Source organism: Leadbetterella byssophila DSM 17132, assembly GCF_000166395.1.
GTDB classification, from domain to species: domain Bacteria; phylum Bacteroidota; class Bacteroidia; order Cytophagales; family Spirosomataceae; genus Leadbetterella; species Leadbetterella byssophila.
Genome location: NC_014655.1, coordinates 1,925,396 through 1,939,380, shown reverse-complemented (window position 1 = coordinate 1,939,380; position 13,985 = coordinate 1,925,396). Strand labels below are relative to the sequence as shown.

Below are 13,985 nucleotides of genomic sequence, written 5' to 3'. Positions count from 1 at the left end.
AAATAGAAGATTTAGCAATGTTGCGACAGTAATCATAAAGTTACTAAAAATTGAAAGGAATTCACAACTATTCGCTGCCATTCCAACGGAACAGCATAGTTGCGACAGTAATCATAAAGTTACTAAAAATTGAAAGGAATTCACAACTTTACATTCTTGAAGGTGACCTGGAAAGCAGTTGCGACAGTAATCATAAAGTTACTAAAAATTGAAAGGAATTCACAACCATGTTGCAATTTGGGAATTTCATCACAAAGTTGCGACAGTAATCATAAAGTTACTAAAAATTGAAAGGAATTCACAACAATCTGATTTTATCCACCAACGATAGCGCGGTTGCGACAGTAATCATAAAGTTACTAAAAATTGAAAGGAATTCACAACGTTTTGGCCTTTCCAATAAGTAATCTCTAAGTTGCGACAGTAATCATAAAGTTACTAAAAATTGAAAGGAATTCACAACTTACGATGACGGTTTGTATTATTTGAAAGGTTGCGACAGTAATCATAAAGTTACTAAAAATTGAAAGGAATTCACAACCTGTTTTGCGCATAATATTCTTCTGCAAGCGTTGCGACAGTAATCATAAAGTTACTAAAAATTGTAACCCTCCCCTTTTTAGGACATAGTATAATTAAACAAAGATATTGATTTATTGTTCTTCCAGCAGGGGGAGCTAGCTCCCCCTGCTGGAAATGAAGTGCTCAAATTTTTAAACTTTTCCGGGGTGAATCCTCCTAGCGATTCATGCGGTCTTTGGGTATGATAATCCTTCATAAATTCTTCTGCCAGGATTCTGACCTGATGGATATTTTCAAACACATAGGCGTCCAGTATAGATTCTCTAAAAGTTCGGTTAAAACGTTATCCATTCTGAAAGGGCTTTCCGGGCTGGATATAAAGGAGTCTGATGTCATTCTCTCTACACCAGTCAGCCAACACATTTGCAACAAATTCAGGGCCGTTATCAACTCTGATTTGGGTAGGCTTACCTCTATATGCGATTAGATCCTCCAGACTTTGAACTACCATGTTCGACTGTATACTGAAATGAGCCTCTACGGTCAGAGCTTCCCGGTTATAATCATCGATGATATTCAAAATTCTGATCTTCCGGCCATTGCCAAGAACATCATGCATGAAGTCCATGCTCCAGGTATGATTGATACCTTCCGGCTGAATCAACGGTACTTTAACACGTGCAGGAAGCCTCTTGCGAGTCTTTTGACGAAGGTTTAGACCCAATAGAAGGTAAATCCTGCGGACACGCTTGTAATTCCATTTAAGGCCCTGATTCCGTATCCTTTGATACATCTTATCCTGACCTTCCTTCGGATGATTTTCGGCTAGACCTAGTAGCTTTCCTCTTACTTCTGTATCGTCTTTTACAGAAGAATAGTAATAAACGGAACGACTTAAATCCATGATCTTACAGGCCTTTTGAATGCTCATGCCATACTCGTTTACGATATAATTCACCACCACTCGCTTTTCAAAAGGCCCTAAAACTTTTTTGATAGTACGTCCTTGAGAACGGCGTGATCCAGGGCTAGATCAGCATACATCTTCTTTAATCTGGCATTCTCCTGTTGAAGAGATTTTAGTTCTGCCAGATCCGTCCCACTCATCCCTGAATACTTCTTCTTCCAGGTATGGAAAGTGGCTTTGTGAATATTTAATTCCCGGCAGATGTCTTCTACCTTACGACCGTTCTCGTACTCTCCGAGTACTTTCACAATCTGATGTTCTGAGTGCTTACTCTTTTTCATTGTTACAAGTTAATGTTAAACCTTTATTGTTGCGTTTTAACTTGTCCTATTTTTGGGGAGGGTTACAAAATTGAAAGGAATTCACAACTTTAAAAATGCTTGCCTTTAAGTCTCTTTGTTGCGACAGTAATCATAAAGTTACTAAAAATTGAAAGGAATTCACAACTTGTACTCATTCTTAAAATAAGCATCTATTGTTGCGACAGTAATCATAAAGTTACTAAAAATTGAAAGGAATTCACAACGCCTGGAAAGAGCTTCTTTATTCTCCTTTTGTTGCGACAGTAACCATAAAGTTACTAAAAATTGAAAGGAATTCACAACGGATTATTGCAGAAGCGGTCACGGAAGCAGGTTGCGACAGTAATCATAAAGTTACTAAAAATTGAAAGGAATTCACAACGACGCGCAAATTACTGCTCAAAAGCACTTCGTTGCGACAGTAATCATAAAGTTACTAAAAATTGAAAGGAATTCACAACGGTAGGAAAGAGGCATATTTTGGTTTGTAAGTTGCGACAGTAATCATAAAGTTACTAAAAATTGAAAGGAATTCACAACTCTACCGCGCTTGCTACACTCGCCGGAAATGTTGCGACAGTAATCATAAAGTTACTAAAAATTGAAAGGAATTCACAACCCAGCTGGCAGTAGAAGAACTACGCAAAAAGTTGCGACAGTAACCATAAAGTTACTAAAAATTGAAAGGAATTCACAACACATTTCCAAAATTAGGGAGGGCCGGCAAAGTTGCGACAGTAATCATAAAGTTACTAAAAATTGAAAGGAATTCACAACAATCTGAACGGATTTTCCTGAACCTGTTGCGTTGCGACAGTAATCATAAAGTTACTAAAAATTGAAAGGAATTCACAACGTGTTGCTTCAGGAACTGCAAGAGGGAAAGGTTGCGCCAGTATTCATAAAGTTTCTAAAAAATGTGATCTATTCTCTACTTCCTAACCTTGCTTTATTACTTAGTAAATACCCAGTCCTTTTAACTGACCATTCGTATCTCTGTGTATTTATTCCTCCGTTTACACATCAAAATGAGATATTTCATTTTCTAATCAGCAGTAAAATTCATTTCTGAAGACTCCTTGCCATCCGGCGGACTAAGTTAATATTAAGACCTCCTTTCTTAACCAAAGTCAACGAGCATCTCCTCCTCAAAGAGCTAGTTTTGAAACCTTAAACTCATTTATTTTCAAAATGCAAAAAGGATTCTCAAATCGCCATCTTACACTATTTCCTAAAATGGTGGGATTTTCCTTGATAGGTATGGCTATCTTAGCCGGATGGCTAATCCGATTCAAAGGAGTACATACCTTGTAACTATTTTATGCTAATGCGCTTCCGTATTTTACTTAGAGATTCAGGCGTGATGCCAAGATAGCTGGCCAAGTGGCGTTGAGGGATCCTTTGCAACAGATCCGCTCTGTTTTCCAAAAGATCTAGATATCGTTCTTCCGGTGAAGAAGTGATGTACTGGGCAAAGGCATCTTGGGTCTGACCAAAATCCTCTTCCTAGTCAAATGCTGCAGTTTTGGGAACTTAGCAAAGATTTCAGCATCCATATCAGGATTTCCCTCCAAAAGGATGGTGTCTCCCACCGCCGATAAATAGCTATCTGACGGGGTCTTCTTCGAATAACTGGTAAAGAAGTTGATGGCCTGTTCTTCCGTGTAGAAAGCTAAATTCTTCTCATCCCCATCTACAGTCACGTACTTCCGCATGCAACCTTTCAAAACAAAGAAGCAGGAATTGTAAATCTGTCCCTCTTTCAGCAACAGTGCGTCTTTCTCAACTCTGATAACCTTCAGAAGTTCACAAAGCTCCGTTACTTCCTCTGGAGTGAATACCTCTAATTTGTCTAAAATGCGTTTAAGTTCGTGTTTCATAAGTTGAATAGAGAGTGAATTTTGAGGGGGTGGGCTTTTACATTGGATTCATGAATTATGTATTCTACTTCCCAATACAAAACTTCCCAAAGATATTCTTCAAAAGATCATCTGTGCTGATGGTGCCGGTGATTTCACCGAGGTGGTGAAGGGCTAAGCGGATGTCCTGGGCCAGGAAGTCGCCGGTGATGCCGGAGTGTAGGCCGGTGAGTACATCATCTAAAGCCGAGTAGGCCTTAGTCAGATGGTCAAAGTGTCGTACGTTCGTGATGGTAGTGTCTGTGGTTTTTAGGTCGGCCACGGATTGGGAGATCTGCTTTTTCAATGCCTCAATGCCTACTTGTGCTCTGGCAGAGATGCGGATTTCTCCTTCTCGGATAGAGGACTCATCTATATCTGTTTTGTTCCGTACCCAAAACAGGGTCTGGTCCTCGCGAATCAGACCTTGAAGGTCTTGGAGGAACTCGTAACCTTGAGTACTGTCATATAAGAAAAGTACTAATCTCGCGTCTTGCAGCGCCTTCTTAGAGCGTTCTATGCCCATGGCCTCAATCAGGTCTTCTGTTTCTCTGATCCCTGCCGTATCTATGAATCTAAACTTGATGCCGTCTATGATCAGGGTATCTTCTATGATATCTCTGGTGGTTCCGGCGATGTCCGTAACTATGGCTCTGTCTTCATTTAAGAGGGCATTCAGCAGGGTACTTTTACCGGCATTTGGCGCACCGATAATAGCTACGGGAAAACCTTCTTTGATAGCATTTCCACTTTCAAAGCTCTGAATCAAGGGTCGGATCTGATCCTGAAGATTCAGAATCAATGCCTTCAAATCATCTCGATCTGCAAACTCCACGTCCTCTTCCCCAAAGTCCAATTCTAATTCCACTAAGCTGGCAAAATGAATCAGATCCTCACGCAATATGGCCAGTTTCCTGGAAAATCCTCCGCGAAGTTGGTTCAAAGCCGTCTTATGCGCGGCTTCTGAGTCCGCAGCAATCAAATCAGCTACCGCCTCAGCCTGTACCAGATCCAGTCGGCCATTCAAGAAGGCTCTTTGCGTAAATTCCCCTGGTCCTGCGGGTCTACAACCCTTTTGTACCAATAATTTCATCACGTATCTGATGATAAAAGGGCTTCCGTGAGTGGAGATCTCTAAGGAATCTTCCCCCGTAAAGGAGCGGGGATTCCTAAAGACAGATACCAATACCTCATCTACTACCTTTTCTCCATCTACAATATGCCCGTAAACTATGGTATTCCCTTCTGCATGCTTCAAGGATTTTCCTTTAAAAACGGCGTCTACAAGGGAAATGGCTTCCGGTCCGGAAACGCGAATGATGGCTAATGCTCCCACTCCCGGAGGGGTTGCCACGGCACATATGGTATCTTGAAAATTCAATGCTGTACTGATTTCTACTGCAAAGATACTATCTGCTTTTCTAAATCTTGTTCACCATCTGAAAAGGAAGAATTTCTCTGAACGTTTTAGATTCCCTCTAACATTATCTATTTTTGAGCCCGAAATACATACAGCATAGATGTTATTTGATTCCCTGCAGTTTATACTGTTTTATATCGTAGTTACCATACTCTATTTTTCCATCCGTCACAGAGGGAGAGTTTGGCTATTGTTATTAGCATCTTGCTACTTCTACCTTGTATTTAAGCCCATTTATATACTCATTCTGCTGGTCACTATCATAGTAGACTATTTTGCAGGGATATGGATAGCCCAGAGTGAGGGCAAAAAGAGAAAGCTCTTCCTGGTGCTCAGTTTGATAGCTAACATAGGCTTCTTGGCATTTTTCAAATATTGGAACTTCTTTAATGGCAACTTGACCATTCTTCTGGACCTGATGGGAATGGTGAATCCTTTGCCGGATTACCAGTTGGAACTGCCCATAGGGCTGTCCTTTCATACCTTCCAGGCCATGAGCTATACCATTGAGGTGTATAGAAGGAAACAGGAGCCTGAAAAGGACTTTATCATCTACTCTCTGTACGTGATGTTCTACCCTCAGTTAGTAGCGGGTCCAATAGAACGTCCACAGAACATGCTGCCACAGTTTCATACCTATTTTAAGTACAGCTTCGAGAACCTAAAATCAGGCTTGATGTTGATGCTATGGGGTTTGTTTAAAAAGGTGGTTATATCAAATAGATTAGCCGAAATGGTGGATTACTGTTTCGATAATCCTACAGAGCACGGTGGATTAACCTTATTGGTGGCTGCAGTATTCTATAGTTTCCAAATATATTGCGACTTTTCCGGCTATTCAGATATTGCCATTGGGGCAGGACGAACCATGGGCTTTACGTTGATGCGCAACTTTGACGTACCGTATCTGTCCAAAAGTATAGGTGAGTTCTGGAGGAGATGGCATATTTCGCTATCCACTTGGTTCAAGGATTACTTGTACATTCCCCTAGGAGGATCTCGAGAGGGCGAGTGGAAGCTGTATAGAAACCTGGCTATCGTTTTCCTGGTCAGTGGGCTGTGGCACGGTGCGGCATGGACCTTTATTATTTGGGGAGGTTTGCATGCGGCCTTCCAGATATTGGCTAGGATGAGGGATCGCTTGGTGAAATTGCCCAAGAACGATTTTCTATCCATAGTTTTTACCTTCATATTGGTGACATTGGCTTGGGTGTTTTTCCGTGCCAAAGGATTTTATAATGCAAAGGTTATCTTGACTAAAATCCTTACGTTTGACTTCTTTAGTGGCTACAGTATGCCGTATAATGGCACGGAATTTATGTTCTGTTGGCTACTGATAGTGGTCTTATTCTTGAAGGATATCTTTGTCAAAGAGATATCCGTGAAAAACACTCCGGCCTTCTATGCTAAGTTTGTGGGCTTGGCCTTCTTGTGTTATTTCTTCGGGGTATTTTCGGGCGATCAATTCATCTATTTCCAGTTCTAAGCTATGGGTAAAGTGCTAAAATATACGGTATTGGTCCTGGCATCCTTCCTGTGGTTTTTGGGGTGTTCGCGTGCTACGGTAGTGTACTTGGTGGATAATGATTATATAGAAGATGACTTTCGGTATGGAGATCTCTATCGTTTGTCTAATCTAGGGGAATACCGTGAAGAGGTGAAGAAATGCGGCCAGGTGTATGAAGGTCAGAAAGTTCCGCTTAGCTTGTATTTAGCTGGGGATAGTTTTACTGAACTGGGTAGGATAGGAGGAGAGGCTTATGCTGCCAGCCACTTCGAACGCTCAGCAGTGAATACTCCAGCCCATAACTTGGTCTTGAAAGAAGGAAAAAAGATCCTGGTCATAGAGAGTGTGGAGCGTCATTTTAGGGAACGTTTTGCTACTCAACCGTGGAATGAATGGTCTTTGCCTCCTACAACAGTACCTAAGGTACAATCCCAACATTGGTACGATTGGCTCGTGGAATTGCAGGTGCCTTATCGGGAAGAAATGCATGAATCTGTACTGTTTAGCTCAGATTTCATACTGAAGATAAAGGAGTGGAAGGCAGGTTTTAACAAGCAGTTTTTCGGTAAGGTGGATCCGAAGGTAGGCGTTTTGGACGAGCATTTGGTCTACGAATTAGATCTAGCGGAGGGAGTGAGTTCTGTTTTTGATCCCGTATCTGAGGAGGAGTTAGACCGGATCGTTCTGCATATCAATCAAACCCGAGAGAATTATAAGAAGCTGGGGTTTGATGAAGTGTATTTGAGTATTATTCCAAATAAATCTAGTCTACTGTTGACCAATGATTCCAGATATAATCGATTAGTAGAAAGGATTGAGGCTCATCCGGATTTGGAAACTCCTATTATCAGTGTATGGAGGGAGTTTCAGCAAGGGGAGTACTATTTGAAGGGGGATTCGCACTGGACTTGTGAGGGGCAAAAAATATGGGTAGATAAGGTTAACGGTGCAATTCTTTTGGAGGCCGTGAAGTGATTTAAATTCTACTTATTATTTTTGCTAATTACATTTTAGATTTGATCATCCGATGAATAAAAAATACGTTCAATATGGTTGCGGTCTATCAGCACCTGAACAATGGATAAACTATGACGCTTCCCCAACTTTACAGATTCAGAAAACCCCAGTTTTAGGAAATTTATTACAAAACCAACTTAACACTAGATTCCCTTCCAACGTACGTTATGGAGACATCATCAAAGGATTACCTGAAGATGTAAACTCTGTAGATGGCTTGTATTGTTCGCATACATTGGAACATTTGGCATTAGCAGATATGCGTAAAGCTCTGGCAAATTCCTATGCTATTCTGAAGAAAGGGGGGATATTCCGTTGTGTAGTTCCTGATCTGGAATATGCGGCCAGGGAATACCTACGCAGACTGGATAATGGAGACGAGAATGCCTCGCATTTTTTCATGGAAAACACGCTTCTAGGTGTGCCTAGCAGGGCCCGTGGAGCGAAGGGAATGGTTTCTTCTTACTTCGGGAATTCTCATCACCTATGGATGTGGGATAGGAAATCTCTAAGCGCAGAGTTACGCAATGCAGGCTTTATTGAGGTACGTGAATGTTCCTTCAATGACTCGGAAGATCCCATGTTTAAACATGTGGAGGATCCCAGTAGATTTGAATTTGCGGTAGCTTTGGAAGCTAGAAAATAATCATTTCTGTAGCAGGGTTTCTGCGAAAGTAGCCAGGTCGTGATTGTTGCGGTATTTGGTGCCGTCTATTCTTAGACTATCAGGTATAGTATGGAATCTACTTATGGCATCCGCAATCTCCTTAGTGTTATAAGGATCAACTAACATGCCCAAGTGGTATTTTTCTACTATTTCAGCCATCACACCGGTATTGGATGCAATTACCGGCTTGTTGTGCTGTGCCGCTACTCCAATGATTCCGGAGGATCCAAAGAACCCTACGTTCATTCTCAGGATTACATCTGATTGAGCAAAGGCACTCTCCATCTCTGCGTTTGGTACAAATTCGTCGCGTATGATCAGTTGGAAAGGTCCTGATTTCAGTCTTTCCACTTGCTCTTTGAATCCTGCTTTGAACTTACCTATTAAGAGTAGAGTACTTTTTAGGGCATAAATTTCCGGTAATTGGTTGAAAGCATTAACGATATTCTCGAGATTCTTCCTTTCGTCCATATAGCCAAATTGTAAGAAGATCAGATGATCTTCAGGGATCCCGTACACCTCTCTAAGTTTATAATCTTCCAAGGGTTCATAGGCAAAATAGGGGTCTGCCAAGGTAAAAAAGCGCGTCACTCCCTTATTCAACCATTTAGGCATTTCCTCATCGTTAAGGATAAAGATCTTGTCCAATTGAGCATTTCGTAAGGCAGTGCGCATCACTATGCGTTTTCTCATCTTGGTTAACCAGGTCTGTATCTTTGAGCCCAAGTTATTGGATTCAGATTCAATACGTGGATACGGAGAGAACCAAATGCCGGAGATCTTAAATGGTACTTGAGTCCTACCTATCTCAATTTGGTAGGAATCCATGAACATGAGGATAACCCGATCTGCCGAGAATTCTAGGGCATATTTAGTGATGATGCTCCATTCCGCTCTAGCTATGCTCAGGGGTTTAGTCTCTGCATGTACTAGGTCTTGCTCTTCCTGTGTAAGCTGAAGGGTGCGGATATGTTTGGCCGGACTTTTGAGTTCAAAGGCCCGGGATCTATTGGTCAAAAATAGAAATTCGTCAGTGGTGTGGTGATTTTCTATATAGGACATAAGGTTTTGCATAAAACCTAAGCGATGTCCGTCTAATTGGATTTGGAGATCCGTGATTAAAAATTTCATTCTTCGTGATAAACGTGTTGGGACCTGATTCTACTCAGTAAGAGAAAGCCCAAAATAAATAGAACGATCAAAAACAGGATGGAGTTTCTCATGCTGCCTGTTTGATCTAAAATAAAACCAAAAATGAAGGTACCCAAAGTGATTGCTACTTTTTCCGTTATATCAAAAAAGGCAAAGTAGGCGGAAGTGTCTGTTATGTTTTCAGGTAAAAACTTGGCAAAGGTGGATCTGGAGAGCGACTGAATACCGCCCATCACTAAACCTACCAGGGCGGCTATGAAGTAAAACTGCATAGCTGTTGTAGTAAAGTAAGCCGCTATGGGTACAATAGTCCACAATAAGATCTCTATGCGTAATGCTTTGGTATTCCCAAATTTCTCAGAAAGGAAGGACGCCAGATAAGATCCAGGAATGGCAATTAACTGTATCAGTAGTAAGGTAACAATTAATCCTTCTCGAGGGACTTTGATCTCTTCATTGGCAAAAAGCGTGGCTACATAAATCACCGTCATAACCCCCATGTCATAGATCAAATAGGCCAACAGGAATCTTTTCAGGTTCTTGTTCTTTTGGACTCTGAAAAAAGTATTCTTCAGCTGGATAAAACCATTCTTCAGGAAGCGGGAACGAAAGGCTCTCTTCTCATCCTTTGGTAATACAAAGAAAGGAATCTGCGCAAAACCTGCCCACCAAATACCTACGGTGACAAAGGCTATTCTTGTGGTCATGCCGGATGGTGCATTCTCCAGACCGAAAATCTCCGGTTTCATGATCATCAAAAGATTAAAAATCAATAGGATTACAGATCCTACATAGCCAAAGGCAAAGCCACGTGCACTGAGTCGGTCGTAATGTTCCTCTGTTGCAATCTGCGGAATAAAGGCATTATAAAACACCAAGCTTCCTCCCCACCCCACTATAGAGAGGGCAAAAGCTATCATGGTAGACTCCACATTATCAGGCGTGAAGAAATAGAAATAAGTGCATGAAAGTGCTCCCAGGTAGCAGAAGATCTTCATGAATAATTTCTTTCTTCCGGAATAGTCCGCTATCCCCGTTAGGATAGGATTTAAGAACACCAGTAACAAAGATGCTGCTGAGATGGTAAAGCTATATAAGGCGTTTTTATCAAACATAAAGCCGAAGAACCTTACCAATTCCTTTTGATCTATCACCTCCTGTACAGGCACGGTAGCCTGATAGTAGATAGGGAAGATTACGGTTATAATGACAAGATTATGTACGGAGTTCGCCCAGTCATACATACACCAAGCGTTCCAAACTCTTTTGATATTCATTTCAGGGTCTTTTCACAAAGGTAGGACTTTTGTAGAAAATGTGCTATTTATATTATATTCAGAAAATATTGAAAGTTCAGATAAAAATGAATTATTCATTTCTCGAGTGAAAGTCTTTGTAAAAAGCATTTCTAACATATATTTGCTGAAATTCAACCTTATACCATGACTGAGAAGCGTAGCTCCATGTTTGCCGTGATAGGAGCGTCCTCTGTGGGTACCATGATAGAATGGTACGATTTCTACATTTTTGGAAGTTTGGCCACCCTTATTTCTACGAAGTTTTTTCCTAGTGGGAATGAGACTTTAGCTTTTTTATCCACCCTAGCCACCTTTGCGGCAGGATTCATAGTACGTCCTTTCGGAGCCTTGTTCTTTGGTAGGCTGGGAGATTTGATAGGGCGTAAATACACCTTTATGGTGACCCTCTTGCTGATGGGAGGGGCTACCTTTTTGATAGGATGTATACCTTCTTACGAAAGTATTGGGATCATATCTCCTTTGTTGGTTTTGCTTTTGCGACTATTGCAAGGTTTAGCTTTAGGAGGGGAATACGGAGGTGCAGCGACCTACGTAGCGGAACATGCAGAACCAAAGAAACGCGGTTTCATGACCTCCTGGATTCAGACCACGGCAACGGCCGGTTTGATAGTATCACTCCTGGTGATCACCATCACCCGGTCCAGTATGAGTAAAGAAGCCTTTGAGGATTACGGTTGGCGGATTCCTTTCCTAGCCTCAGCTGTGATGATCTATGTTTCTTACATCATCAGGAAGAACATGCACGAGTCTCCTTTGTTTGCCAAGGCAAAATCCGAGGGCAAGACTTCTAAGAATCCCTTGAAGGAGAGTTTTGGGAATAGATATAACTTGAAATACGTCCTGCTTGCCCTATTAGGGGTAGCTATGGGGCAGGGCGTGATCTGGTATACCGGTCAGTTCTATGCCATGTCTTTTATAGAAAGGGTGATGCATGTACCTAAGGAACAAGTGGACCAAATCCTGATCTGGGCCTTGTGTCTGGGTACTCCATTCTTTATATTATTCGGGTGGTTATCTGATAAGGTAGGTAGGAAATGGATCATGATGGCGGGTATGTTAGTGGCCATTTGTTCATACAGGTATATTTATGATCAAATGTACCAAAAGGCAGATGTGAGTAGAAAGGAATTAGTTAGTGAGGAAGAAATAGAGTTGGGTCACATCCAAAGAACCTATGAAGATGGTACCGTGGAAAAGTGGGAGGAAGGTGCTAATGGAGAAAAATTACATAGGACGGTGGCGCTGAGTGGCGCAGATCAGCGCTCATTGATCTTCTGGGTATTTGTCCAAGTTATCTTCGTGACCATGGTGTATGGACCTATAGCTGCATTTTTAGTGGAGATGTTCCCTGTTAGAATACGTTATACTTCCATGTCTTTACCCTATCATGTGGGGAATGGGATCTTTGGAGGTTTGTTGCCTGCCATCGCTACCTTCCTAGTGACTAGAGGAGAGGAGATCAATGCCAAAGCAGGCAAAGTTTTGGTACAAAAGCCTTATCTGGAAGGATTATGGTATCCTATAGTAATAGCTGGAATCTGTTTGGTAATCGGAGTAATTTATTTGGACGAAAATGAATCAAATTAAGAGAATATTAGGTTTGGTTTGGATGCTTCTAGGCGTTTTAGCCGTATACTATTTGATCTATAATCAAGCTATTCCCCTTTGGAAGTCAGGCGGAGCGAATCTAATTCCTGCGGTGATCTATATTTTCGTGCTATGTCCCATAGTAGCAGGGAGTTTGGGTTGTTTTGGTTGGTTTTGCTGGAAAGGGGATTTTGATCGTTGAATAAATATGTGCTAATTTTGAGCACAGGCTATCAACATCAACCTATGAATAAGGGTGTAATCACCACCTCGGTCTTTGATTTATTCAAGATTGGACCAGGACCATCCAGCTCACACACTATTGGCCCCATGAAAGCGGGGTATGACTTCTTACAACGTATCCAAAGCATTTTCCTTGAAGAAGGGACAGAGTTGCGGATAGAAATTCATCTTTATGGCTCTTTGAGTGCTACGGGAAAAGGGCACGGAACAGATCGTGCGGTGATTGCCGGCATCTTGGGGTGGCAACCGGATACTGTAGATCCCCAAGCATTCACATCTTTGTTACAGCATCCTGACAGTTCTTATACTGTTTATATAGGGAATAGGACGGTGCAAGTGGATGCTAGTTCTATACTGTTCCAAAAAGGTAGGTATGACTCCCCACATCCTAATACCGTCATATTTAAACTTCTTGCTGACGGATTCCGTGTGCATGAAGAAGAGTATTATTCTGTGGGTGGAGGCTTTGTGGTTAGAAAAGGAGATAAATCAGACCGTCAAAATCCGGTGGTACCTCCGTATCCCTATTCCACGATGAAGGAGTTGAAGGCACATTTGGATGCAAATAAGATCTCCTTAATAGAACTTATGATGGCGAATGAGGTAGCCATAAGTGGATTAGACCGGAAGACCATCAACAGGAAAATTGATGATATCATAGAGACCATGCATAAGGCGGTGAAACGGGGATTGAAATCTAAAGGAGAACTTCCCGGATCTATCCGGCTGCGTAGGAAGGCACCGGTATTATATGCTCAGGCAAAAAACAGCGCTTCTACCTCAGATAGTTTCATGGTTTTCCTGAATGCCTACTGTATGGCTGCATCGGAAGAAAATGCAGCAGGAAATATGGTAGTGACAGCGCCTACTTCAGGTGCATCCGGAGTGATTCCGGGCGTTACCTATTTATTGAAACATCATTATCATTACGATAAGCAGAAGATTCGTGAGGGAATGCTTGCCGCTGCAGCGGTAGGTTTTCTGATCAAGCATAATGCCTCCATTTCCGGTGCAGAGATGGGATGTATGGGAGAGATAGGATCAGCCTCAGCAATGGCTGCTGCCATGTTAGCGCACTGTGCAGGTAAGAATATTAACACCATTGAAGTGGCAGCTGAGATAGCCATTGAACATCATTTAGGCATGACCTGTGATCCTATAGGGGGGTATGTGCAGATTCCATGCATTGAGCGGAATGCTATGGGGGCTATCAAGGCCTATAATGCGTACTTGATAGCTTCATCAGGTAATCCCAATGATCAAAAGATTTCCCTTGATAGCGTCATCAAAGTGATGCGTGCCACGGGCAGAGACATGTCGAAAAAATACAAGGAAACTTCTGAAGCAGGTTTGGCTTTGAGTGCCACGGAATGTTAAGAGAATT

The 13,985-nt window shown here is 41.9% G+C and carries 10 protein-coding genes, 1 pseudogene and 2 CRISPR repeat arrays (1 of these 13 cut by a window edge); of the genes and pseudogenes, 6 read left to right on the top strand and 5 right to left on the bottom strand.

Translation table 11 applies throughout. The annotated features are described in order from the left end of the window. Positions 1–541: a CRISPR direct-repeat array (repeat unit 49 nt; unit sequence GTTGCGACAGTAATCATAAAGTTACTAAAAATTGAAAGGAATTCACAAC) (it extends 769 nt beyond the left edge of the window). Positions 542–619: 78 nt separating this feature from the next. The 3 genes and pseudogenes from LBYS_RS19935 to mnmE all read right to left on the bottom strand — a co-directional run bounded on the left by LBYS_RS19935 (position 620) and on the right by mnmE (position 5,070). Continuing rightward, positions 620–1,770, bottom strand: a pseudogene (locus LBYS_RS19935) (IS3 family transposase). A gap of 116 nt (positions 1,771–1,886) precedes the next feature. Beyond that, a CRISPR array of direct repeats spans positions 1,887–2,647; the repeat unit is 49 nt; unit sequence GTTGCGACAGTAATCATAAAGTTACTAAAAATTGAAAGGAATTCACAAC. Positions 2,648–3,224: 577 nt separating this feature from the next. Beyond that, positions 3,225–3,671, bottom strand: a complete 447-nt coding sequence (locus tag LBYS_RS09200) for a Crp/Fnr family transcriptional regulator (protein ID WP_049781351.1) — start codon at positions 3,669–3,671, stop codon at positions 3,225–3,227. Positions 3,672–3,735: 64 nt separating this feature from the next. Beyond that, on the bottom strand, positions 3,736–5,070 hold the full coding sequence (gene mnmE / locus LBYS_RS09195; protein WP_013408605.1) for a tRNA uridine-5-carboxymethylaminomethyl(34) synthesis GTPase MnmE: 1,335 nt from the start codon (positions 5,068–5,070) through the stop codon (positions 3,736–3,738). 139 nt (positions 5,071–5,209) lie between these two features. Here mnmE and LBYS_RS09190 point away from each other — a divergent pair, with 139 nt between their 5' ends. From LBYS_RS09190 to LBYS_RS09180, 3 genes are read left to right on the top strand one after another with little or no spacing between them, the layout of a single operon-like run. Further along, a complete protein-coding gene (locus tag LBYS_RS09190) occupies positions 5,210–6,595 on the top strand; it encodes an MBOAT family O-acyltransferase (RefSeq protein WP_013408604.1) in 1,386 nt (461 codons plus the stop codon). A gap of 3 nt (positions 6,596–6,598) precedes the next feature. Continuing rightward, a complete protein-coding gene (locus LBYS_RS09185; RefSeq protein ID WP_013408603.1) occupies positions 6,599–7,591 on the top strand; it encodes a hypothetical protein in 993 nt (330 codons plus the stop codon). Between the two features lie 52 nt (positions 7,592–7,643). Beyond that, complete coding sequence (locus LBYS_RS09180) at positions 7,644–8,279, top strand: class I SAM-dependent methyltransferase (protein ID WP_013408602.1); 636 nt, start codon at positions 7,644–7,646, stop codon at positions 8,277–8,279. Here the strand turns inward: LBYS_RS09180 and LBYS_RS09175 are convergent, their stop codons facing one another. Continuing rightward, positions 8,280–9,431 carry a glycosyltransferase gene (locus tag LBYS_RS09175; protein ID WP_013408601.1) on the bottom strand — a complete coding sequence of 384 codons (1,152 nt, stop codon included), beginning with the start codon at positions 9,429–9,431 and terminating at the stop codon, positions 8,280–8,282. It abuts the gene before it with no gap. After that, entirely contained in the window at positions 9,428–10,729 is a 1,302-nt protein-coding gene (locus LBYS_RS09170) for an MFS transporter (RefSeq protein ID WP_013408600.1), read from the bottom strand. Before LBYS_RS09170 ends, LBYS_RS09175 begins: the two co-directional genes overlap by 4 nt. 165 nt (positions 10,730–10,894) lie before the next feature. On the opposite strand from LBYS_RS09170, the gene LBYS_RS09165 reads away from it, so the two are divergent. From LBYS_RS09165 to LBYS_RS09155, 3 genes are read left to right on the top strand one after another with little or no spacing between them, the layout of a single operon-like run. Next, entirely contained in the window at positions 10,895–12,358 is a 1,464-nt protein-coding gene (locus LBYS_RS09165) for an MFS transporter (protein ID WP_013408599.1), read from the top strand. Continuing rightward, entirely contained in the window at positions 12,345–12,560 is a 216-nt protein-coding gene (locus LBYS_RS09160) for a DUF6814 family protein (RefSeq protein ID WP_013408598.1), read from the top strand. The genes LBYS_RS09165 and LBYS_RS09160 overlap by 14 nt, the downstream gene beginning before the upstream one ends. A gap of 44 nt (positions 12,561–12,604) precedes the next feature. Beyond that, positions 12,605–13,978, top strand: a complete 1,374-nt coding sequence (locus LBYS_RS09155) for an L-serine ammonia-lyase (protein ID WP_041824459.1) — start codon at positions 12,605–12,607, stop codon at positions 13,976–13,978. The last annotated feature ends 7 nt before the right edge of the window (positions 13,979–13,985 follow it).